Raw genomic sequence first — 22829 nt, 5'->3', positions numbered from 1 at the left:
TCTCATGATAAATCCTAAAGGCATAATAATATGAGAAGACAATTTTTTACTGTCCTATGGTTACTATTGGGGGCAAAAACAGGGATCGCACAGATCTTTTCGGATCAGCTTCTGTTTCTTCAGAGCCAGACCCAGTTTATGACGATCCAGAGCCAGATATACAGTGATATGTCCAAGCGGAATCTGGAATGGGACGAAGCAAATAGAACGAGCCGCAGCGCAGGCAGTCCGACCGGAGCTTATGCCAGCAGCGGATTTACGTACACAGCCAGTAAGTCTGTTGTTGAACGGGTTGAAGCTGAAATCATATCCCGGCTGACCCGAAAAAATCCCGCATCTGGCAGAAACCTCGCTACGGCATTGAACAATACAAAGCCTTACCCAAAATATATTGCCGCATTTAAAGCAGTGGGGCTCGATCCGGAGCACGATTATGCCGACGTCTTCACAGGCTATATGTTAGGGATGTGGCGGATTGCAAATGGTAGGGCTGACAATCCGACAAAAGAACAGGTCAGTGCAGTACGCAGGCAGGTGGCCGGTCATCTGGATATCTCAGGGCTGAATAACGCAGACCGTCAGGAAAAAGCGGCGTACCTGATCTATGACCTGATTTTTGCCAATGAGGCTTACGAAGGATCAAGAAAAGCCAATGACCGTAAGCTGATGCAACAGGACTCGGACGCCGTACATCAGCGCTTCCGACGTGAAAATAATTTGGACCTACGTAATTTGACCATAACCGCTAACGGGCTCACAGGCAAGAAATAGCTCGTTGCTGACTGTAAATAATACTAAAAACCGGCGCTTCGTTGGCTAATTTCGGAGAGGTAGTTTTACACCTAACTAAATTTAAAGATTATGAAGGCAATGTATTGTATTATTGGCATGGCAGGCCTATTATTATGGCCTGCATGCAGCAAAACGAATGATGATCCTGTCAACGAAAATGACAATAATAACAGATTCCCGTCGGGATACAGTCCGGGCCTTATCTTCATCAAACCGGTTCGTTGCTGCCAGTCCAAATGAAAAAGATTGCTCTATAAGGGGGTAACTACATTTGGCGGATGAATGCGGACGGAACTGATTTCCATGAAGTAACAGCAAGCGACCAGAAAGAACGGTTTCCTGTATTTACCTTTAAGGCTTATAACTGCGTACTTGTATCGAGGAAACCTTAGGTTTCAAGCTTTCGAGATAGCGAAATATTGCTTTGATATCTGATGTACTCATACCAGCATACATAATCCACGGCATTGGAGAATTGAGTTCTTTGCGAGTCAATCTATGCGGTTTATAACTAGAGTCAGCGTAACTTTTAAATCTACTTACAAATAGTTGTTCACTCCAGTTACCAATACCAGTTTTAGGATCCATTGTGATATTAGGGGCACGGACTATACCGTTGGGCTGTTTAAATTCCATACCTCCAGCGAATTCTGTTCCGGGCACCAGTTTTCCTCTATCTTGCTTACTATGACAATCCACGCAACCTGCAGCATTGACAAGATAAGCACCGTATTTGACACTGTCTTTTTCTGACGGTATAGTTTGATGTGATGCTTGCATCGGAGATAATCTATTTAGAAGGCTCACAGGAAAGTCCAGGTGTCCCTCTGGAATTTCATTCTTGATCATCGGCAATGTTCGTAAATAGGCGATAATACTATAAATGTCTTCCTTGTCCATCTGACCAAAACGATGATAACCCATGACAGGAAATAAAGCTCGCCCGTCCTTCCCGACTCCTCCGGTTACAGCACGATAGATTTCACCATCCGTCCACGATGACAACTGATACGGTGTGAGATTGGTAGAATAGACCGTCCCCGGAAATCCTGCTTCCTTACCAAACTTTTCACCTCCACCGCCGAGCGTACCGGAAGCAACAGGGCCACTAAATAGACTCCAATCCCGCCTACTATGGCAATCCATACAGACCGCAACGTGATTTGCCAAATATTTTCCGCGTTCGATACGTTCACCTGTCCTTTCAATTTTCAATTGGGGAGCTGGTCCAATATCCGGTTTGGAAAATCGAATATAACCACCGGCAAGAACTGCGACAAATAGTGTTCCGACTAGAACAACAACAACATATTTTACTAATTTCATATCAACTATTATCTTTTGAAAGCCCTAAAATTCTCCAAAAAATAAGGTCATCGAAAGATATATCGATAAAGGGGTAGCTTGTGGCGACAAAAGAATGAGCAAAGCAGTCAAACAGCAAGAAACTATTTCTCCTAATTTTGTAGACGCTGACGGCATGCATCCTTATAATTTCTACCGATCGGAAGTTCTTTGCCAAGAATTTCTATGGCGTATGAGTGGTAACTGTCTATTTTATCAACTGCAACGATAAACGATCGATGAATGCGTAGAAATAAACTCTCCGGGAGAAGCTCGGCCAGTACGCTGATTTTTTGCTTGCTGACAAGGGTCCGGTCCGCCAATACAACTTTGATATAGTCCTTTAGACTCTCAAGCCAATAGATATCCCTTACATTGATTTTTACAGTTTTCCGATCAACCCGGAGGTAGATAAAATTCTCGGACTTATTTTGATCTGTCTGAACAGAAACGATTTGCCGATTTATGGGTCTATAACCGTCAAACACCTTCTCCATAGCCTTTAAAAATCTATTAAACGGGATCGGCTTAAGTAGATAGTCAACAGCATTGAGATCAAAGCCTTCAAGCGCATAATCCTGATATGCAGTGGTAAAAATAACTTTAGGTGGATTTTTTAATGTCCTAACCAACTCTGTTCCGAGCAAACCCGGCATCTTGATATCGAGAAATAAAAGGTCAATACGATCCTTTTGAAGTATCTGAAATGCTTCAATAGCACTATTGCAGGTGGCTACCAATTCAATCTCGGGAAAATTTCCCACATAAGTTTCTATAATTTCAATGGCATGAGGTTCATCATCCACAATAAGTGTCTTTATTTTCATGGACTCCAGAATTTAGGTATTACACTTTATTTCCTTAGGTATTAAATTAGAATCTGATTCACTTTTCTTGGATAAAAGCGGTAAGGATTCAGCTCCGAACCCGATCTCCATAATGACAAGATACATATCTTCTTCTTCATATATCGTCAACGTATGTCTCTGAGGATACAACAATTCGAGTCTCTTTCTAAGATTCAAAATACCGATATTGCCACAGCTAGCAGAGGGTGCGTTAGTTTGGTCAGGTCGCCCGTTGGAAACTTTCAATTTAAGTCTATTCATATCCACATCTAGATCAATATTGACCCACGCTTCTTCCATCATTTCACTGGCCCCATGCTTAAAAGCATTTTCTATCAATGGAATCATCAAAAGCGGTGCTATGATCTGATCTTCGATAGATCCGCTTTGATTAAAATTTAGATCCAGTCGTTCGCCATATCGAAGTTTTTCCAGTGTCAGATAATTCCTTATGATGGCAATATCCCTTCGGAGAGGCACATAATCTGAATCACATTCATAGAGCATATAACGTAATATATCCGATAATCCAAGGACGACTTCGGGGGATTTGGCTGACTGTTTCAGTGTGAGCGCATAAAGGTTATTGAGTGTATTGAATAAAAAATGAGGGTGAATCTGTGACTTCAGAAAATTGAGTTCTGACTGTAGTGCCACCTGTTTCCGTTCATGCCACATTTGGACAAACTTGATCACCAGTCCGATCCAGACGATGGAATTACTCTGCTCGAGCGCATGAATAAAGTATTCGGGATTTGTAAATTGTTGCAGAAATGTACCGTCCAGTTTTTTCCACTTGGCCTGAGGATTTAATTTGCGCATTTCCTTAAGAAAGTATGGATCAGCAAATAAAATTTCAATCACGCGGTAGACAGATGCGCATAGCAACGTCAATAAAACGAGCATAACAGCCAACTGAAGAAACTTACGGGTATAGAGATATTTTGGAACGATAAAATAGCTTAACGTATAGAAATAGAATAAATGTACTGGAAGCAACATCATCAAAATCTTAAATATTGCCCAATAACCTGGTCCTCCTACCTGAAAAAGGAGAAGTAGAAAGATGGTTACGCTCAACCAGAATAGTACATGTGTAAATACACGCTTATTAGATTCCCATATCCTACTCATTTCCATAATCAAAGATACCCAATTTATCTTCAACCGATAAGATTGTCGACAGAAGGAATATAAATATCGACAAAATGCATACTCACTTGTTGCCATCTCAAATCTTTTCATTCAGCCAGAATCCAATACTTTCTGTCGACAAAATGATACTATCTATAGACAGCTTTGGCGGTAATATATTTTTATACCCAGCTTCGGAACTGATTTAAATTAAAAATATGGTACGCAAAATTCTATACACACTGCTAATTGTTCAGGCAACAAGCTCTGTTTCCTATAGTCAGGGATTTCTAAAAGGACTCGCAGAAAAGGCCTCTCGGGCAGGTCAGGACCTGATCATCAAAAAGGGAACCAAGAAAGTGGAAAAAGTAATTGATGGCCCTGCGGCACAGGCTAAACCCCATACCAATGAAACGGCGAAAGCAGAGGCTGCTCCAATGATTACAACAACCGCCGAAATTAAGTCGAATTCCAAGTTTGATTTTATCCCCGGCGAAAAAATTCTGCTGTTCGACAATTTTGCTCAGGATGTCATTGGTGAATTTCCATTAAAATGGTTTACATCGGGATCAGCAGAAGTCGTAAAACTGGAAGGTCTGCCCGGAAACTGGCTACAGATGAATAATGGAAGCATGCTTTCCCCAATCTTGAAATTTCCGGAAAATTTCACTGTCGAGTTTGACCTGTTTCTGAATCTTAATGTGAACTCCTCCAGTGTATTCCCCGGTTTTCATTTTGAGATATTCGACGGCGGTGACAAAGCAAAACGACTCGATGCTTATAATTACAAGCTAAATAACATTCTATATTTCTCCAACACTTTCAATCGTGATAAAGCTGTATTTACGCTCGATTCTCGCGAAAAAGCCAGACAAAAGCTAGTATCTGACAAAATTTTTCTCGCCGGATTCCAAAATAAATATAAGTCAGTTGTGCATGTCGCCATCACTGTGCAAAAAGAGCGTCTGCGACTCTGGTATGATGATACCAAGGTTATCGACCTGCCCACTGCTGTAGCGACCCCGGCCAATTTTAACCAAATGCTGTTTACAGGCAAAAAGACCAAAGAGGGATACCCGGCTTTTTATATCACCAATCTTAAAATTGCATCTGGCACTCCTGATATGCGGTCAAAACTTCTTGAAACGGGCCGCTATGTGACCAATGGGATTCTCTTTGACAGCGGTTCAGATAAAATCAAACCAGAATCTTATGGTTTACTTAAGGAAATAGCGGGCATCCTCAATGCTGAATCCGGTCTGAAAATTAAAATCGTCGGCCATACGGATAACGATGGCAAAGCAGATCTGAATATGGATCTTTCACGAAAACGCGCCGAAGCTATAAAGAAAGCACTGGTAAATACTTACCAAGTGGATTCAGACAAGCTGGTTACCGATGGTAAAGGCGCCAGTGAACCGGTTTCAAGCAATTCAACTAGTGAAGGTAAAGCCGAAAATCGGCGTGTTGAATTTATCAAAATGTAATAAGGAGAAGGGTATAAATACCCTTTCTTCCTTTAATTCAATATCCTAAATGATGAAAAAACTTGTATTATTATTTCTTTGTCTTTCAACGAGCTTACTATTAGGGATACCGATGGTGCAAGGACAAAGGAAAAATGCAAATAAACCGGACGTCAAAACGATCAAAAACGAGATAGAAAAAATACTCAAACAAGGTGGAGCGCCCGATCAGGCTAAGCTAGAAAAGCTGGCAAAACAATATGCTATTCAGCAAACGGTTTCCGAACCTAAAAAAGAGTCACTTTATAAAACAAAAATCAACAGGACACAGGTTTCCAGGGCAAGTTTGACCGGGAAAAAGTTAACGGACTATATCGAAAAACTACTCGGGAGGCTCGAACCAAAGATGGATCCTGAAACGGTACAGATTGTCAACAAAATCGAACAAAGATCAGATACCAATTCCAATATAATGAGTCAGCTATCTTACTATCTCTATCTGATAGAATCGGAAGATGCCGCTCTTTTACTTGGGGGACGAACTATTTTAAAGGACCCCTTAAATGACCTTGCAACTAATAACTTTGCTGCCATGTTAACCAGCTGTGGTGCTGCGCCACAGGCTATTCCAATCTTACGGGGATTAATACCGCAAAATCAAAAAAATGCCATGGTTTTGAACAATTTGGGGCAAGCATTTGCTTCGGTCGGCATGCGGGACAGTGCCATGTTTTATTTTAATAAATGTTTAATGCTGGAACCTAAACATGCGATGGCAAATAAGACTGCTGCTAAGTTATCTGCTGACGCAGGGAATAAAACACAGGCAATAGAACAGGCGAAAAAATCGCTTGAAGGTGAAATAACGCTGGAGGCGCTTGAACTCATTGACGAACTGGATTCTTCACCTGATAAATTTGAATTTCTTGCGCACGAAAAAAATATTCCGGATTACTTTAATCTCTATAAATTCAAAAAACCAAGCCTGCAGCGCAAACATACCGATGCCGAAGTCGTCAGGGCAGAACAGAATGCATTCTTAACGGAGATAGACCGCATGATTGAACAATTAAATATCCTGATTGATGAAGAAACAAAGATATCATTAATAAAGAGTCAGGAAAGAGTACAACGGACTCAGGCAGAAGCAATAGAATATGGAAGGATAAGCGACAAACTCTTTTCTCCGATGAATGAAATGGCTGCAAAGATATACGCCAGTAAGTATATCAATAGGGATATTTTCGACGAACTACAAAAGATCGAAAAAACATATACTTCGGAAATTGAATACAGGAGGCAGTCTTACGCAAATGATCTGAATAGCATCATGGTACAATATGCTGAAAAAAAGAAGGCTTATAATTGTGACGCAATGGATGGAAGTGGCTGTAAAATGTTGGAAAAGCTTACCCTGGAAGAGTGTGAAGCAAAAAATAAACGCCTGGATGTATTTCTGGATGCATGTGCAACCGCTGCTGAGCGCTATGAACAACGTCAGCTTCAATTGGCCCGGGAGCGGTTTTTCTTCCATTCAAAATGGGGATACATGATGGGGCACGACCCACACAGAGCGAATGCGAATCATTACCATGCCGCAAAAGATTATCTCTTGAGTATCAGAAAAGTGGTTGGTTATGCTCCCGAACAGCCATTTTGCAGACAGTTGAAAGAATTGTTAAAAACCTACCGTTTTGAAGATATTATCAAGCCATATTGCCCGATCAACAACCAGTTCGATATCGGCGCTATGTCCTTAAAAATCAATTGCACAGAGAGTACCCTGACCATAAAACTGGATCATTTTATTGAAGCCGCGGAACTAGGAAAACTGAGTAAAAAAGCAGCATTTTGGCTGGATGGAATGAAATTACAGTTTAAAAGTGACCATGTCAAAAGAAATACTACTATCAGTGTGATCAAAACCTGGCTCGAACAATCCGTTGAAGTGCCAAAGATGCTGACACCGATCCGATGGAAAGCAGGAGCCAAGGTCGAAGTATCTACTACAGCCTACATTACCATTGACGGCAGGGGACAAATAGCTGACGGCGGATTAAAAGGAACAGCAATGACCACCGCATGGTCAGGCGTGGATAGCGACGTTACTGGTGCAATGAACCAAATCGAGGCTGGCGTAGAAATGGGACTGGGTTTCAATTCTGGGGCATTTGTTAGCCCTAAGGGGATGCTAGCGGAACTCTTCACCGGATTAGGCACTTAGTTATCTGTCGACAAAAACTCACGTTATATCTACAAAATAGGTAACTTATAAAAAGAAAAATAGAACTTAGGCAGCATATTTCTGCTTTTAACATGAGAGACATGTTGAAAATTCAAAACCAATATGCTAAAACATAAAAATTACAATGAAAAACCTGCACTATTGCACCATCCTTCTGGTTGTCCTTGGAGTAAACCTTGTCTTACTACAAGATACATATGCCCAATCTCGTAAACAAAGGGTTGAGCATTTTCTCACGCAAGCCATGGTAAAAGAGCGTATTCCCGGCCTTGCCTATGCTATATTGGAGGATAACAAAATAGCTATGAAAGGAACGCTGGGGATGGCTGACCTTTCCTGGAATCAGCCAGTATCAACCAAAACCGCATTTCAGCTTGCGTCGGTATCGAAGATCTATACCGGCGCGCTATTGGCCCGCCTATTCAGCAAAGGTATATTTTCTCCAGAATCGAAACTTGAAAATCTTATAGACAGCATCCCTGACAATTGGAAAAATATTACACTTCTCCAGCTTGCAACACATCAATCAGGAATTCAGATCGGAAACTTTGGTGAGGCTAAGGATGGCAAAGAAGCTTTCGAAATCGCAAAAAAACAGCCATTTCAATTTGCACCCGGAGATTCAGAGAATTACGTAAGTAGCGACTATTGGATCTTACAATATGTGATCGAAAATAAAATGGGAAAACCGTATTTCGAAGTCCTTAAAGAGTATATTACAACTCCTTTAGGAATGGGCCATACATTTGTGGACTATTGGCGTGGAGGGCACGTTCTATTTTCAGAAATAATCCCCCAAAAAGCGACTATTTATCATGCTGCCAGTGATCCCGAACGGTATATCGAAGGAATTTTTCCATTTGTCTCCACAGGATATGCCGCCGGTGGCATCTACACTTCACTGGATGATATGATTACACTTCAACGAGCACTGCATGATACTTCATTTATTGAAATAAAATACGCGAAACTTATCTTTTCGGCACAACCGTTAAAATCAAAAATGGGAACATTTGGGCTCGGGACAATGGTCTACAATTATGATGGACATCCGGTCGTCGGCCATAGTGGTGGCCCTGCGCTGGCGGATGTATGTTATTTTGAGAAGGAGGGAATAACAGTGATCATCCTGACAAATCAACGGGGATTCTACCCCTATCTCGCAAAATCTGTCGCATCATTTTTCATTCCCGGATTAAAAATGGAAGTCCCCCCTTCAAGGTAAGTACACAGGTGACCGGCCAAGTCCTTACATATGGCCGGTCACCTGAGAAATATTTCCCTTGATCAACGGCCTTCTGTCAACTAACCGCTTCACTTTCTCGTAATAATTTTAGCAGTACGCTGATCTGTCCCCTATGGTAGATCTCATCCTCGACCATGTGAAATAATATCCAGGCCAAATACAACGTTCTCCATAATCGTTGCTTTGCAACATGTCACTAAAATCTTCAAAGGTCAGGGCAGATAAAACAGTAAATAAGCTATTTTAATATACAACTAAAATTGCATAACATCTGCCAGCAGCATCCAGCCACTTCTATCTAGCGACCAAACTTGAGCGAAATATCCACAGTACTTTCTATCTTGGGTACTTTGCCTATCTTTGCTCAAGTTGCCAAACCTATAATAGGTTTTTCTCATCCGGTCAAAACCTTCTCCTATTACCGTTTTAAACAATTTTGGGGCCGCTTTTGCCTGTTGATAACTCAAAATACCACTGCTATTCGGCCTTAAAAATATGGCTCGCCTATGTATCCGATCTTCCGAAAAGTGCTCAATTGAAGGCGGGTTTTCTACTGTTAATATAGATTCAGATCCGAAATTGAATTCGCTGACAGTGTGATCTCCAGCGCTGGCGATCACACTGTCAGGAATATGGCCTGAATTCACCCCGCCATCAAACAAAATCTTGAATAATCCATCGCTGTTCTTCTCCCAAATAGAGAATGTATAACCGGAGCCAGTTGCAACCCCGTTTTTTTTCCTGAAATAGCGGAACGGACCTGTTGCGAACCCAAAATCATTCTCTTTGTTAATAAAAGCCATTACTGGCCGCCACCATAAGAGGTCAGTCGTATCATTTGGAATGCGTTCGTAATAAGATAAGGCATTTGTGATGGTATTTCCAACAACGATGTACCCCTTTGGGGACATGTATTTCTGAAAGGCTGACTTAATTCCCTGTAGTCGCGCAGTTTCAGCAAAAATCCGCTCGCTGCCCGCAATAGAAGAATCTGGCTTCGCATACAGACGATTTGAAAACAGCAGAGATAATGATACCAGGCATACACACAATAATTTTTTCATAATTGCTCCTTTTTGTTATAGGACAAAGCTATTTCAAAATCTTACCCAGTTAAATAACAACAGACCGACAGCGATCTTCTATCGACAGAAGCACTTAGTTTCCAGTCAAAAGAAATAAACCGAATTTCTGCCATTCCATCGTCGACAGGATATTCTCTAAACCTATGAAAAGAGGGCATCAAAAGGAATCCTAAGTCCTTCTGATGCCCCTAAACTGCCGAAGTTCGCATATTAGCTATAACCTATCTGTCATTTTGGACGAGATTGGGATTGGCATCCAGCTCTGCACGCGGGAAGAGAAATTCCCACCGTTTATCACCAGCAGGCACTTCCATAAGACCATTTACGGAGCCACTCACATAGTTGGGCACAACTGTACGGTTGAGTGGCTGGTTCAACCGTTTAAGATCGAGGAACCGGAAGCCTTCTCCCCATAATTCTATGCGCCGCTGAATCCAAATTTCCTCTTTTAAGGCATCGCCCCTTTTAGTTGAACGGATTGCTTCAGGATCCCTGACCTTCATAAATTCAAAGAGGATATCCTGTGCAAGCTTGTCCTGATCCCGTTCAATATAAGCTTCAGCTGCAATGAGGTACATTTCCGAAAGCCGCATCAAAGGTACATCACCCAATGTACCACCAGCAGCTTTAATGGAGAATTTACGGGACATATAAGGCTGCCTTGTAAAACTTGGCGTTGGAAGCGGAAAATTTGCTGCTGTGGGATTGGGCTCCCAGATACTTTTACGAACATCGGTAGCAGAAATTTTATCATAGAGCTTAGCATTAATCCGTTTTGGGTTTCCCCGCATAAAGGTTGTATTTGCATTATAAGCAATCTGTGAGAAATAGGACGCAAATACAGCATCCTGGTCGGCAGTTGGCATCGAAGCCCAGATAAATTCACTCAGTGCATTGGCATCATTAAATCCTTTGAGGTATTCAGATGCCGTCATAAGTTTATAATCAGGTAGGTCTATTAGTTTTTTTGCATATAAGATTGCATTCTCATAATCCTGCATAGTTAATGCAACTCTTGCACGAAGTCCAATAGCGACGTCCAAATTTACCTGGGATTTATTCTTCCGGTCCGAAACCTTTAAAGCTATTGCATCGTCAAGATCTTTCACGATCGCGGCATATACTTCTTCAACAGTTGCCCTGGGTAAAGCAACGTCACTGGACTTTAAAACAAGAGGTACGCCAAGCTGGTTATTGGGACTAGCAGATGAATCATATCTTTTACCGTACAATTGTACTAAAAAGCTATATGCATAGGCACGTAAAGTAAGCGCCTGCGACCGTAATACATTTCGCTCTTCTTCATTCGCATTTACTTTGCCTACATTGTCCAGAATAAAGTTTGCATCGCCAATAATTTTATAGAAAGTGCGGTAATCATATTCCATCAGTTCATGGCTTTCATTGCGGTGGCCAACCCAGTTCCCTTCACCTGTGGCGGTGTACCAAGTGGAAGCACCGATCCCAAGATCCTCCCCCATAAAGTCCATGGCCAGCATGATGCCCCCTACTCCGGGTTTATTTTGGGTATTGCCGGCTACAAGAGTTGTTCTTTCGAACATAAAGCGATAAATGCCATTCACAGCTGTCGTCGCATTCCCTAGGGAACTGAATATCTCATCGGCAGAAACTCTGTCTGTAGGCAAAGTATTCAGATAATCTTTACTGCAACCAACCAAAAAAACGACCAGATTGGCAACAAAAACAAATCGTGTTATCTTTTTCATAAGTGTACTTTTTAAAATGATGCATTTAATCCCAATGACCAGATCCTTGTAGGCAGGTAAGTTGTTGAATTGGTACCATCAAACTGCTCTGTCGGATTAAGTCCCTGACGTTTGGAGAACAACTGCAGGTTTTCACCGCTTGCTGTTATCCTAGCAGCATCCAGACCGACCTTGTCTAACCACCGGCCAGGGAGACGATAATAAAGATTGACATTCCTGATACTCAGGTAAGATGCATCTATGAGCCATCGCGTCGAAGCGGCATTAATATTCGCACTATTCCCCTGATCAAGCCTTGGTATACGACTCCCTTTGTTTGTCGTTGTCCATGCATCAAGTGCGTCGGCATGATAAGATTTTCCGTAAGAACTTGTATTCATGAGTGCTGCATATTGGCTATCATACACCTTTCCTCCCAATTGATAGGTCATTAGAAACGACAGCCCCACTCCCCTATATTCAAAATCGTTCTGCACGGAGCCTGACCATTTAGGTATTGCGCTACCTGAGTAATTGAACATGGCTAAATTTGAATTCGTCACATATTTTTGTCCATCGACGGTGCGTATGGCGTCCTCGGTTGTTCCTTCGGCTGGTAGATATAGGGCAGCTCCATCTGTAGGATCCACACCTGCATATTGCCTTAACCAAAAAGCATAAAAATCCTTACCCACCTGCCATCTTTTACTTCCTGAGGTGATCACGGGCGTTTCTCTTGGCATCTTTGTGATTTCATTTTTGAAAGTCGACAGATTATTGGTTAGCGTCCATCTAAAATCCTTGCTTTTTACAATATCAGCTGCAAGTGAAAGTTCCCAGCCGCGATTGTACATAGAACCCACATTCCGATACTCAAAACTTACTGCTGAAGACAACGGGCGGGGCACAGACATTAAAAGCTGGTCCGATCCACGGCGATAATATTCAAGAGCTCCCCGCACTCTATTGGAGAAGAGGGCAAAATCTACCCCGATATTGAACGAATTAGAAATTTCCCAGGTAAGATCCGGATTAGGTAAACTGTAGAGCAGGGTACCTGGAAAAGAACCGTTGCTAAAGCCTAAATTATATAGGCCCTGGTGCCCAAAGAATATCTGGTTGCCACTCTTGTCAAGCAATCTATTGTTCCCCACCTGCCCATAGGAGGTTCTAAGTTTTAGCTCATTGATCCAATCATGACCGGCAATAAATTGTTCTTTCGAAATCATCCAGGCTCCCCCAACTGAAAAAAATGTTCCCCAACGATGTTCGGGATTAAAAATCGAAGAACCGTCCCGTCTCACCGATGCATCTATAAAATAGCGGTCATGATAGTTATAAGATGCTTTTGCGAAGTAAGACTCCAGCCGGTTACTATTTATACGTCCATCGATAAAATAATTTGACACATAGTTTATCAGCTCAGGAATACCTTCGACAATTTGACCGGTCTTGATGGCATTTCTGTCCTTATAGCGATAGTCATAATTCTCATGCCCAGCCAGAAGCGAAAGATTATGGGCTCCAAAACTCCTTTTGTAAGAAAGTATCTGATTAAAGGTATAGGACCTAATCATAGAATTAGTCGCTGAGCTCAATCCAGTATAAGATACGCCGTCCCCAACGATATTGTTGTACGTATAATCAAAATTACGGTTGGAGATATCCACACTTACCGAGGGAGTAAAAGTAAAATACTTTAGAAATGTTATATCGGCATACGCTCTCCCGCCCAATAAAAATCTTGTGTTGTCACGATGGTTCAGCATGGTTTCATAGATCACATTTCTTCCGGGGCTCGCCGCGTTGGGCCTGTTTATCGCACCGGGATGGAGACCATAGTCATAATATTGCTTGCCCGTTTTGGAATCGATAATCGGCTCACCTGTGACAGGATCAAAAGCATGTATCGGATAAATCGGCCCTATTCCCCTGATAAAATTAAAAGGATTGGCAATTGCATTTGCATTGCCCGAACTGCTTCCTGCGTCCAATGCCAATTTCCCCACCGATCCTGTACCATACATGTTGACGCCCAGATGGAGCCAGTTCTTTACCTTTGAATCAATACTCATCCGTCCACTGAAGCGCCGAAAATCAGAATTCAAGAGATAGCCTTCTTCATCGAGATATCCAAGCGAACTGAAATAGTTTGTCTTTTCGTTGCTTCCTGAAAGACTAATATTCGCTTCTTTACGTTTACCGGTTCGCTGGATAGCTTTATACCAGTCAAAATCATCATATTTCAATCCTGCATTGGGGTTCACTTTTCCGCTGATATCGACTATCTGATTATCGGGTACATTGAAAGGATTGTAAAACAAGCTTTTAAAAACATTGTCCACGGCATATTGGGCAGCCTCCTGCTCCGAAAGGCCTGTTCCTGAGTTCGGGAACATTTTGGAGTTCTTCATCGCCTGAAAAACAACGGGATAATAGTCATACAGTCCTACACGGTCATATTCTTTGATTCCCCGCTGGCTAAAACCCTGTTTGACCCCCGCTTCAAGTTTCAAAGCTCCTTTGCCCTTTTTGGTGGTTATGATAATAACCCCATTACCCGCTCGTGATCCATATAGGGCAGCCGACGTGGCATCCTTTAATACAGACACACTTTCGATATCGTCGACGTTAATATCACCGATTGAACCGTCAAAGGCGGCCCCATCGACGACCAGTAGCGGTTCACTTGAAGCACTGAGAGATCCTATGCCCCGCAGGCGGATTGATGCGCTGCTCCCGGGCTGGCCGTTTCCCGAACTCACTGAAACTCCCGGCGCCATTCCTGCAAGAGCATTGGTAATGTTTGAGACGGTACGCTTTTGAAGATCCCCGGTCCCTATGGTAGCAACCGATCCAGTTAGTTCAGATCTGGAGGATTTTCCATAAGCCACAATAACAACTTCCTCAAGTTCCTGGCTCCTTTCCTGAAGTTTCACTTCTAACGATTGATTGCCGTTCAGTGCAATATCTTTTGAAAGAAAGCCGATAGCCGTAAAATGCAAAGTACCATTTACAGGCGATCGGATGATAAATTGGCCATTCCCATCTGTTTGGGAAACGGCTTTCGAACCTAGAATTGATATCGTGACCCCTGAAATTGGTGCCCCGTTGGTAATTGAAGTAACCCGTCCGGAAACCTGTATCACTTGAGCTTTGACTGACATACTGAACAATGCTGTAAATGAACAGACACAACAATAAATAATTTTTTCTTTCATGATGGTTAATATGTTAATGGAAAAAATAAGCCGATCTGTAATATCGGCTTAAGATCATACCTAGGATTCTCAAGCGGAGAGCGCTTGCTTGTCAAAGGATTCCCCTAAAAACGGATTGCTCTTAATTCGAGATCAACCTCGATATCGTTTTTAATCTTATCCTTTGCCGGAAGATTGGGCTGTGAAGCAAATGTCATCCCCCATTTTGTGCGGTCAAACTTAAACTTCGCAATGACTTTGACATCGGTATCGGTCATATTGATTTTGGCCGGAATATCCAATGGAAAGGACTTGCCCAGTAGCTTCATACTTCCTTTGATCAGATAATTGTTTCCACTAGCATCTACCTTCCCGGTTTTCTCTGCTGAACTGATTGAATAAGTCACAAATGGGAATTTAGCCAAATTAAAAAAGTCTACTGTCTGTAAATGGTTCCGTAGTTCATTTTTACTTTCTTGGGGCATATCATTGGTCACTAGAATTGATTCGACGGAAATACTGATTTCACCAGCTGTGATTTTATCGCCTTCAATAGCAAGATTTTCACTTTTCAATCCAATGGTGCCTTCATTGAAATAACCCGTTTCCAGAAATCCCCTCCATATTGCCTTTGAACCGGTTTCGAGAACCAGCGTCTCGTCCTTATTCGGCACTGAAACTTTTTCTTTTCCACAGCTAACAACAACTAATGTCAGAATGATTGCAGCAAATACATTTTTAATTTTCATGATTTAAAATAGTTTTTGCTGCAATGATGAGCATTCTGGAAATCAACTACTAACCAAATCGACAGAGCGTAAACTTTGGGCGACAGTTATCAAAAAAATATAATCCAAATGAATTAAGACTACAGATCATCTAAATATATAAATATATGGTTGTTGGTCGCCAGAAATATACCTTTTATCGAAATACAGGGAATTGTAATTATCAAGAACTGATATTTGCCACAGTTAGTAATACTAGTTTCATATTTTCATATGTGAGGACATGTCGTGAGGATATTTCCAACGTTTATTTAAGACTCCCAGGGTCAACTTTGATTCTGGGATATTTTTACACGATAAAACCGTAAAGATTTTCTAATTAAGGACATTGATGCCCAACATCGTTCTTAGAAAATTGAAGCCTCTTTAATAACTTTTGAAAGCAAAATTTAGTCATACGTCTACCAAAAGCCGCTATCTATCGTTGAAAATAGCTTTCATGAGCTATTACAAAGAATTTTGTTGTATCCTAAAGCAACATGCTCGATTTAGATACCGAAAAAACTAAAAAAGTAGGACAGGATAAATTATTTAGGGAATATAATATTTAAAAGATGAAAAGAAAATTGAACATTTCGTTGGTAATGCTTATATCAATAATAGGATTAAGCTGCAGCAAGTCTGAAGTGAACACTCCACAGGAGAGCCTAGGATCCGTAAAAGGTAAAGTACTGACATCCGATGGAAGGCCGGTAGCAGGAGCGAAAATAGTTATATCTAGCGTGATCTGGTATAATGAAAATAATGTTGTCACAACCTCTGCTGACGGCACTTATCAACGAAAATTAGCTGGGCCGGATAATGATGCCTGGTACGCTTACGCTTCCATTGAAAAGGAATATAATGGTAAAAAATATAGAATGGATCTTCATCCAGAGTCAACAGAAGACTTTCTTCCTACAAAAGAAATTACACGAAATTTCACATGGAAATTAACGGGAGAACAGGTGGGTAGATCAACGGGTATTTACGGCGGTTTGGTTACTGTCGGTTCAGAACCGGGCGAATTCTACGACTTCACCAATGTTATTCTTACATTAACGCCACAAGGACCGCTGATTGATGGAAGCAAAGGTAGCAAGTTAGTAATAGCAGTCCCTGCTAGTCAAAGGTTGGAAGTGCCCATTGGCCGCTATAGCGTTTCGGCTGTTTATGCAGTACCCGGTAAAAATCAAAAACCAATGCGAGTTCGACTTTCCAATACAGGATCTTACAATACTAATGCAATTGTAGATTTCACTCCCTCAACAGATTATTGTAAAAATTGCATGACTATAGATATAAAAGAATAGATTTAGAAAAACTTAAATAATTCTATTTGCCCATTTTTATCATCTTAATAAACTGTAATAAAGGCACTAAAGGTTCTTTTGAACTCTGGTGCTCCACTTAAGGAGACACTTCAATAAAGTTGTCTCCTTTTTTAAATACAGTTGTTCTGTTGTCCGCGTCCCTTCTCCCATCCCAACACTGTACTTGGATCAACTCCATCCTTTTCTTTCTTATATGCTGGCCAATAGAAGTTGGATTTTTAGGATATAAGCTATCCATCGGCTTTACAGATTCTGTTTCAAAACGCAAACTAGGCGACGCAGGAATGTCGCTAAGAATAAATCATTACCATAAAACAATAAGGGAAAATTATAGAAAATCAATTCAATTAATTATACCTTTTAGAGGCAAGTGCTTACTCGAATATTACAAAGCTTACGATCCAAAAAATATTATTAGGAGGTTTTTCAAAGCAATATTTGCTTATCATTCCGCCACTTTTATAATAGTCCTAAATCAGTTGATTTTTTAATCAAGCTTGCGACACTATGACAACCTATTTTCCGAAATAGATTTTTGCGATGTGTCCGGCAGGTATTGGTTGTTATGTCTAATGTTTCAGCAATTTTTTCACTCGAATATCCTTTAGCAATATAATGTAAAATTTCACGCTCCCGTATGGTAAGTTTAAGACCTGGAGTAGTAAGCATTTTATTGTCGCTTATGACTATTTGATGGAATTCATTATTTCCTCGGATGCCCATTACCGTAACGATATGATTATTTACACTGGTGATGTGCTCAATATCCGTATGAATATTGAGACTTTTAACGATACGAAATTTACTGTCCACTACAATAGAAATGGACTGGTGATGAAACAGTCGGTACGTGCCGTCTGCCACACGCATACGAAAACAATAGCAGCATTTCAACGATTGAATATGCTGAATGCCGACACTAAGAATATGTCGATGTGCCGCTTCTTCTGCCCGAATCACAAAACCCATATCATCTGGATGAACCAATTCGACTATTTCATTTAATGTCTCAGGCATTTGAGCAAGGCCATGCGTTTTGAGGATATTCGGATGCAGGTTTGAAAGTGCCTGTCCAATAATGTCAATGATATAGTAATAGTAATTACCTGTGAAAAGGAAATCTGCTATGAGGTCAACTAAACTGAGCTGATGAGCTATACCCTTTTCGGGAGAAAAGATCTCGGGATAATTGTCCCATGAAGTTACAAGCTGGTTCTCTTTGTCTTTCATAGGTCGAAAGTTTTATCATATTGTAGAACTCGAATGGTGGTCGGTTTCTATCTTTACTTGTTTGTTATTTCTCGTTGAGTATTTTACGACTTGGATGTCATTTTCTGTTTCAATTTGAGCTATCATACTTGCGAGGGCGGCCATTCGTGCAGGGCAAACGACAAAGGAACGCAGGTTGTCGCTGATCCAGGCGCCTGCACAGCTGACACAGATTTCGATATGAGCAAATGGATGGTTATCCTTTGCGTAAAAGACAAGCAGATGCCGTGGTTCATAACATCCAGCAACCATCAGTTCCTCACAGAGTTGTCTTTGATAGAGGGTATATTGCCAATCTGCACGTTGAGCGGGGTCGAGCTCTACCCGTCCGGCAATACTATCCGTTGGGATATTTAACCGACCATCGGACAGTAGTTCTTCGAGATTTTTTCCTGCGCTATTCTTCCAGGACATACGATTGCTCGTATAGAATACTAGTTCCACCCGTTGGGCTACCTTGAAAGGATCTAGCCCTGTGCTATCCCGCTTTTCAACAATGGGGCTAGTGCTGGCTTTCTTTCCTTTGTAGAGTATTACCTTTTCCTGAGCGGATAGACTCAGGAAGGATAACAATAGGTATAATAGGGTGATGTATCGCATAAGCAAGAGCAAAAAATAACTGATTGCACTTCTATTGCTAGAATAAATTATCATTGATAAGTTTAGCTCCCTTTAGCGTGGCCAAATGTTTTAAAGCCTTAACAATCCGTAAGATCTCTTCTTTTTCTACACTAGCATTGAAGACGAAATCTGTTGTTTCAACGTTTTTTGTTTCTGTAACCTCGTTGTTAAAACCAATTTTGTTTGCTTGAAAATTACCAGTAACAATTATTTTATAACTTAATTTACCTCCAAGCTCCTTTTGGAGATAGGATATACTTTTTATGGTGGAATACTTAAATACATGAACTTCGACAACCATCTTTGGAAAAGAGGTAGTTATAGAAGAGGCTGCTTCGCAGAATTCATCTTTAAATTTAATGGCTGCCCCAAAATCACTTTCCCTTTGCAATGGGGGTACTTTTGCTTGGAGCCATTCAATTGTTTGCTCTGCGGTCTGTGCTTTCGTCGCGCCTATCCCTAGGACTAATGCGAAAAGTATGAGTATTATTTTCATGGTATTATTTATTTTAATCAAAAGAAATAGGTTCTGGTGCACCGCAAAGTTTGCGGAGGTGATTAAAGGCTTTCGTTAGCTTGTCTACATTAAAAGCATTTATATCCAATGAGTATTTTGAAAATGTAAGGTTCTCCCGCGAATGATAAATTAAATTTTCTCCCTTACTTACCTTAAATTCTATAAAATCCGTATCCACACCAGCTTTTTCATCTGTAATAGTTCCTTTTTCAATAGATTCTATTTTATTTAAAGGTATTTTTATAGTTACATCTTTTTGAAAGTCTTGTTCATATTCACGCCACCTAATATCACTATATCGTTCTGAAATTTTTGTTTCAATATTAAATATAAGTTCACAGTTGTCAAAAGAAATACCTTTAATAAAAATTTTGACTATCCTTTTCGGATTCAGGACTCCATTTCTTCCGCTCTCTGGGTACACGACATGGTATATTGCAGATCCAGTATTCAATTCATTTTTAATATATGCTATTGTCTCTTCTTTTGTTGGTCCTTTAACCTGAGTAGAAGATTCCTCTTTAACAGTTCCTGTTGGTTGTTCTTTTGTAACTGCGGACTTTGCAACTGCTTTTTTAGCTTGTGCATTCACTGTTCCTAATCCAAGAAACAAAGTGAAAGGTATTAATAGTTTTTTCATCTTATTTATTGTAAGTACATTGAACATTAATTTCGTCTTCTTTATTTTCGCGATGTCTGTCTTTGAATCCATCGATAAAACCTTTAAGGTAGCTGTCATTTTTATCGCAGGCCATACGTGTTTCAATTATTTTTCCATCGCTTGATTCCGCAATGCAAGTCACACATTGTTCCTTTTTGCAGGAAGAAAAAAGAAAAGTGATTATGCATAAAATTAATTTTAGATGTTTCATTTTATTAGATTTTAAATTGATGAATAATGATCTGGTTTCTATCATTATTAAAAGTTACACTGAAAAATAAGGCGGAGAATAGAATTTATTTTTTTGTAAAACAAAATTTTCACAAGGAAATAGGTTTATGTGGACCGAAAATTTACTTTAGTGCCAAAACATTAATAACCTTTTTTACTCTCTTTAATCAATTTGAATTAATTATTATCCTCTAATTTTTTAAGTCGGTCATTGATTGCTTTATTTGTACTATCTGCCACATGACTCATTCTATCTAAGCGTCTGCTGGCGCTATCTATTTTGCTTTTGCTTGCCGTTATTTGAGTTGTTAGTTTATCTAAAGATGCGTTAATATCTGCAAAGTTTTGTTTATTGGCTATTTCGGCTTCTGTTTTAGATATCTCTGCGGCTTTGCATAAAATTGTTATAAATAGTTTTTGGTACATTTCCGCATTTAAAATCTGTCCAGGGAAACCGATTGACTTGCCCGTTTTGTCTTCTCTAATACTATCGATATTTAGGGTATTGATGTACATTTCGTTAAGGCGGTACAGTGCATCAGCGGAAAAGATATTGGTAGTAGATTTTTTATTAAGTTGCATAGCAGTTTTAGCGATATCTATCGTAGCACTGGCATTAACTTTATTATTCACATCAGCATTGGCTACAATCTCTAAAGCCTTGCTAAAAATAGCATCTGGTGTATTTTCTGCAAGTACAGTATAATTTTGATCATTGGCGACAATTACTGTACTGCGTTTAGAGGCATCATAGAAAGAATTGAATACTGTATTGCCGTCTTCATACCTTGATGCTCTTATCATAGTGGAAGACGTATTAGCATTGCGATGTGTCATGCCACCGCCTTGAAAAATGGAGCATCCAATTAGGAGGAACACACCCATTCCCAACATTGCTAGGATCTTAATTGGATTTTTCATAACTATAATGTTTTTAAATGGTTAAAAGGTTTCTTGAATTTTGGGACGAATACTTGTCAAATGCTTCAATGCTTTTTCAATACGAGCACGAATATTCTCTTCTAATGGTGCTATGGTAAGCCAACTCATATTTTCGAATTTCGTATTTCCATCATATGTGGTTTGACAAACTTTATCACTATATTTAAAGTGTCCATTCTCATCAATACTGGAAATTGATATTGGAAGGACTTCCTTCATGTTCTTCATTTCGTTAGCATAGTTTTTAAATTTAAAAACAAACACAATTTTATACTCATCCACACTCATCAATCTAATTTCAGTAAATCGCTCTGGATCATTATGTCTACCCATTATATTATTTGATAATTTTTCTTTCAACCAACCTATCGTCTCTTCTTTAGTCTGCGCTTGGCTCTGCATTGTAAATCCTAGAAATACAATAAAATATATTGATGTTAATAATGTTTTCATCTGTTATTTTTCAATGGTCCTCTTCTTTTCTACTTTTTCGAAAAGAAAAAGTATTCACATAGCGAATTGTATACCCTTCTTGCTTAAATTTGCCTATGATCTCTGTACGTTCTTCATCAATTTTGTCATAGCCATCCGTACGTGTGCTGCCATGAAAGCCTCCATAAGCATTTGCCCAATTGTAATAATCATTGACGACCGTCTTTAGCTTTGCAGTCCACTGAAGCTGCAAATCATCACGATTTACATCGTAATAGATATCACTATTTATAACACCGTTTACAATATTAGAGACATAGAACAATTTATCCCCAGTTTTATAGGAATAACAAAAAGCGTAGACTGTTTCTTCCTTCTTCTGTGCATGGCTCTTCGCCACAAAGCCTATAAACAAGAATATGCACATCATCTTTGCAAGAGTTTTCATAATCGTTTTTTTAGTTAATACAGTACTGCTAAGTTCCATATTTGATACGCACGGGTAAATACCCCAAATGGGGTATTTTTAAAATATCTGTTGCGATGCAGTCGTTTTATTTGGAAGAGATTGGAGATAGATAGCGAACTGAATACCTATCGCCCAGAAGCACGAAAATTATCAATCTGTTTTATTAGCATGGGGATATTTTCATCAAGATACTGCATTTCTATAGGGCTATCTGCAGCAGTTTTGAGATCAGACTTGTAGAGTGCCAACGACTGCAGTATAAAATGAAATGAGCGTGAAAGCTTAGATAATTGACCTCGGTGGAATACCTTGTCCAACGCTTTCCCTTCGTTGATTAAGCTGTCAAGCATAACGATCTTTTGTTGCCTTTCCCGCTTCTTAGATAGGAATTTCTGAATATCGAGCAGATAGGTCTTTGCCAACAGGAGACTATCTTTTGGCTGAGCCGTTTGGGCTGAAGCGAAATGAACCCATCCAAATAATGATAAAAAGAAAATTACATACAGTCGTTTCATAAACC

The 22829-nt window shown here is 40.2% G+C and carries 22 protein-coding genes; 5 read left to right on the top strand and 17 right to left on the bottom strand.

Features of this window, described 5'->3' with window-relative positions:
- The first annotated feature begins 30 nt into the window (after positions 1-30).
- Complete coding sequence (locus FGL37_RS18225) at positions 31-771, top strand: hypothetical protein (protein WP_138096939.1); 741 nt, start codon at positions 31-33, stop codon at positions 769-771.
- A gap of 372 nt (positions 772-1143) precedes the next feature.
- Here the strand turns inward: FGL37_RS18225 and FGL37_RS18220 are convergent, their stop codons facing one another.
- The 3 genes from FGL37_RS18220 to FGL37_RS18210 form a co-directional block, all read right to left on the bottom strand.
- On the bottom strand, positions 1144-2118 hold the full coding sequence (locus FGL37_RS18220; protein ID WP_028071196.1) for a c-type cytochrome: 975 nt from the start codon (positions 2116-2118) through the stop codon (positions 1144-1146).
- Between the two features lie 131 nt (positions 2119-2249).
- Complete coding sequence (locus tag FGL37_RS18215; protein WP_028071197.1) at positions 2250-2963, bottom strand: LytR/AlgR family response regulator transcription factor; 714 nt, start codon at positions 2961-2963, stop codon at positions 2250-2252.
- Positions 2964-2975: 12 nt separating this feature from the next.
- Complete coding sequence (locus tag FGL37_RS18210) at positions 2976-4124, bottom strand: sensor histidine kinase (protein ID WP_051607187.1); 1149 nt, start codon at positions 4122-4124, stop codon at positions 2976-2978.
- A gap of 212 nt (positions 4125-4336) precedes the next feature.
- Between FGL37_RS18210 and FGL37_RS18205 the strand changes: the two genes are divergently transcribed.
- From FGL37_RS18205 to FGL37_RS18195, 3 genes are all read left to right on the top strand, one after another.
- Positions 4337-5605 (top strand): OmpA family protein, encoded by a 1269-nt coding sequence (locus FGL37_RS18205; RefSeq protein ID WP_051607189.1) that lies wholly within the window; start codon positions 4337-4339, stop codon positions 5603-5605.
- Between the two features lie 49 nt (positions 5606-5654).
- Entirely contained in the window at positions 5655-7808 is a 2154-nt protein-coding gene (locus FGL37_RS18200) for a tetratricopeptide repeat protein (protein ID WP_138096937.1), read from the top strand.
- Between the two features lie 145 nt (positions 7809-7953).
- Entirely contained in the window at positions 7954-9054 is a 1101-nt protein-coding gene (locus FGL37_RS18195) for a serine hydrolase domain-containing protein (RefSeq protein ID WP_028071199.1), read from the top strand.
- Positions 9055-9130: 76 nt separating this feature from the next.
- Here FGL37_RS18195 and FGL37_RS26150 read toward each other — a convergent pair whose 3' ends face one another.
- The 5 genes from FGL37_RS26150 to FGL37_RS18170 form a co-directional block, all read right to left on the bottom strand.
- Complete coding sequence (locus tag FGL37_RS26150) at positions 9131-9232, bottom strand: DinB family protein (RefSeq protein ID WP_138096935.1); 102 nt, start codon at positions 9230-9232, stop codon at positions 9131-9133.
- A 97-nt stretch (positions 9233-9329) separates the two neighbouring features.
- Positions 9330-10139: a hypothetical protein gene (locus FGL37_RS18185; RefSeq protein WP_028071200.1), complete on the bottom strand. Its 810-nt coding sequence runs from the start codon at positions 10137-10139 to the stop codon at positions 9330-9332.
- 242 nt (positions 10140-10381) lie between these two features.
- Positions 10382-11887: a RagB/SusD family nutrient uptake outer membrane protein gene (locus FGL37_RS18180; RefSeq protein ID WP_028071201.1), complete on the bottom strand. Its 1506-nt coding sequence runs from the start codon at positions 11885-11887 to the stop codon at positions 10382-10384.
- Positions 11888-11898: 11 nt separating this feature from the next.
- Entirely contained in the window at positions 11899-15087 is a 3189-nt protein-coding gene (locus FGL37_RS18175) for a SusC/RagA family TonB-linked outer membrane protein (protein ID WP_028071202.1), read from the bottom strand.
- A gap of 104 nt (positions 15088-15191) precedes the next feature.
- Complete coding sequence (locus FGL37_RS18170; protein ID WP_051607191.1) at positions 15192-15815, bottom strand: YceI family protein; 624 nt, start codon at positions 15813-15815, stop codon at positions 15192-15194.
- Between the two features lie 593 nt (positions 15816-16408).
- On the opposite strand from FGL37_RS18170, the gene FGL37_RS18165 reads away from it, so the two are divergent.
- Positions 16409-17146, top strand: a complete 738-nt coding sequence (locus tag FGL37_RS18165) for a peptidase associated/transthyretin-like domain-containing protein (protein WP_051607193.1) — start codon at positions 16409-16411, stop codon at positions 17144-17146.
- Positions 17147-17626: 480 nt separating this feature from the next.
- Here the strand turns inward: FGL37_RS18165 and FGL37_RS18160 are convergent, their stop codons facing one another.
- The 9 genes from FGL37_RS18160 to FGL37_RS18120 all read right to left on the bottom strand — a co-directional run bounded on the left by FGL37_RS18160 (position 17627) and on the right by FGL37_RS18120 (position 22824).
- Positions 17627-18397 (bottom strand): helix-turn-helix transcriptional regulator, encoded by a 771-nt coding sequence (locus FGL37_RS18160; RefSeq protein WP_028071203.1) that lies wholly within the window; start codon positions 18395-18397, stop codon positions 17627-17629.
- A 15-nt stretch (positions 18398-18412) separates the two neighbouring features.
- Positions 18413-19090 (bottom strand): hypothetical protein, encoded by a 678-nt coding sequence (locus FGL37_RS18155; RefSeq protein WP_028071204.1) that lies wholly within the window; start codon positions 19088-19090, stop codon positions 18413-18415.
- Complete coding sequence (locus FGL37_RS18150; RefSeq protein ID WP_138096933.1) at positions 19074-19553, bottom strand: hypothetical protein; 480 nt, start codon at positions 19551-19553, stop codon at positions 19074-19076. The genes FGL37_RS18155 and FGL37_RS18150 overlap by 17 nt, the downstream gene beginning before the upstream one ends.
- 13 nt (positions 19554-19566) lie before the next feature.
- Complete coding sequence (locus tag FGL37_RS18145) at positions 19567-20214, bottom strand: hypothetical protein (RefSeq protein ID WP_138096931.1); 648 nt, start codon at positions 20212-20214, stop codon at positions 19567-19569.
- Position 20215: 1 nt separating this feature from the next.
- Positions 20216-20446 carry a hypothetical protein gene (locus FGL37_RS18140; RefSeq protein WP_138096930.1) on the bottom strand — a complete coding sequence of 77 codons (231 nt, stop codon included), beginning with the start codon at positions 20444-20446 and terminating at the stop codon, positions 20216-20218.
- A 197-nt stretch (positions 20447-20643) separates the two neighbouring features.
- A complete protein-coding gene (locus FGL37_RS18135) occupies positions 20644-21387 on the bottom strand; it encodes a hypothetical protein (RefSeq protein ID WP_028071208.1) in 744 nt (247 codons plus the stop codon).
- Between the two features lie 21 nt (positions 21388-21408).
- Complete coding sequence (locus FGL37_RS18130; protein ID WP_138096928.1) at positions 21409-21861, bottom strand: hypothetical protein; 453 nt, start codon at positions 21859-21861, stop codon at positions 21409-21411.
- Positions 21862-21871: 10 nt separating this feature from the next.
- Positions 21872-22288, bottom strand: a complete 417-nt coding sequence (locus FGL37_RS18125; protein ID WP_138096926.1) for a hypothetical protein — start codon at positions 22286-22288, stop codon at positions 21872-21874.
- Positions 22289-22434: 146 nt separating this feature from the next.
- On the bottom strand, positions 22435-22824 hold the full coding sequence (locus tag FGL37_RS18120; RefSeq protein ID WP_028071211.1) for a hypothetical protein: 390 nt from the start codon (positions 22822-22824) through the stop codon (positions 22435-22437).
- Positions 22825-22829: the final 5 nt, after the last annotated feature.

It is taken from the genome of Sphingobacterium thalpophilum, from assembly GCF_901482695.1.
In the GTDB taxonomy this organism is placed as follows: domain Bacteria; phylum Bacteroidota; class Bacteroidia; order Sphingobacteriales; family Sphingobacteriaceae; genus Sphingobacterium; species Sphingobacterium thalpophilum.
This window is presented reverse-complemented; position numbering and strand designations above follow the sequence as displayed.

Bases quoted from the DNA above. Each gene is read 5' to 3' on its own strand.
- FGL37_RS18145 (WP_138096931.1), bottom strand. From the start codon at position 20,214: ATGAAAAAACTATTAATACCTTTCACTTTGTTTCTTGGATTAGGAACA.
- FGL37_RS18210 (WP_051607187.1), bottom strand. From the start codon at position 4,124: ATGGAAATGAGTAGGATATGGGAATCTAATAAGCGTGTATTTACACAT.
- FGL37_RS18165 (WP_051607193.1), top strand. From the start codon at position 16,409: ATGAAAAGAAAATTGAACATTTCGTTGGTAATGCTTATATCAATAATA.
- FGL37_RS18170 (WP_051607191.1), bottom strand. From the start codon at position 15,815: ATGAAAATTAAAAATGTATTTGCTGCAATCATTCTGACATTAGTTGTT.
- FGL37_RS18195 (WP_028071199.1), top strand. From the start codon at position 7,954: ATGAAAAACCTGCACTATTGCACCATCCTTCTGGTTGTCCTTGGAGTA.
- FGL37_RS18135 (WP_028071208.1), bottom strand. From the start codon at position 21,387: ATGAAAAATCCAATTAAGATCCTAGCAATGTTGGGAATGGGTGTGTTC.
- FGL37_RS18120 (WP_028071211.1), bottom strand. From the start codon at position 22,824: ATGAAACGACTGTATGTAATTTTCTTTTTATCATTATTTGGATGGGTT.
- FGL37_RS18175 (WP_028071202.1), bottom strand. From the start codon at position 15,087: ATGAAAGAAAAAATTATTTATTGTTGTGTCTGTTCATTTACAGCATTG.
- FGL37_RS18140 (WP_138096930.1), bottom strand. From the start codon at position 20,446: ATGAAACATCTAAAATTAATTTTATGCATAATCACTTTTCTTTTTTCT.
- FGL37_RS18225 (WP_138096939.1), top strand. From the start codon at position 31: ATGAGAAGACAATTTTTTACTGTCCTATGGTTACTATTGGGGGCAAAA.
- FGL37_RS18215 (WP_028071197.1), bottom strand. From the start codon at position 2,963: ATGAAAATAAAGACACTTATTGTGGATGATGAACCTCATGCCATTGAA.
- FGL37_RS18150 (WP_138096933.1), bottom strand. From the start codon at position 19,553: ATGAAAATAATACTCATACTTTTCGCATTAGTCCTAGGGATAGGCGCG.
- FGL37_RS18155 (WP_028071204.1), bottom strand. From the start codon at position 19,090: ATGATAATTTATTCTAGCAATAGAAGTGCAATCAGTTATTTTTTGCTC.
- FGL37_RS18130 (WP_138096928.1), bottom strand. From the start codon at position 21,861: ATGAAAACATTATTAACATCAATATATTTTATTGTATTTCTAGGATTT.
- FGL37_RS18125 (WP_138096926.1), bottom strand. From the start codon at position 22,288: ATGAAAACTCTTGCAAAGATGATGTGCATATTCTTGTTTATAGGCTTT.
- FGL37_RS18205 (WP_051607189.1), top strand. From the start codon at position 4,337: ATGGTACGCAAAATTCTATACACACTGCTAATTGTTCAGGCAACAAGC.
- FGL37_RS18185 (WP_028071200.1), bottom strand. From the start codon at position 10,139: ATGAAAAAATTATTGTGTGTATGCCTGGTATCATTATCTCTGCTGTTT.
- FGL37_RS18200 (WP_138096937.1), top strand. From the start codon at position 5,655: ATGATGAAAAAACTTGTATTATTATTTCTTTGTCTTTCAACGAGCTTA.
- FGL37_RS18160 (WP_028071203.1), bottom strand. From the start codon at position 18,397: ATGAAAGACAAAGAGAACCAGCTTGTAACTTCATGGGACAATTATCCC.
- FGL37_RS18220 (WP_028071196.1), bottom strand. From the start codon at position 2,118: ATGAAATTAGTAAAATATGTTGTTGTTGTTCTAGTCGGAACACTATTT.
- FGL37_RS18180 (WP_028071201.1), bottom strand. From the start codon at position 11,887: ATGAAAAAGATAACACGATTTGTTTTTGTTGCCAATCTGGTCGTTTTT.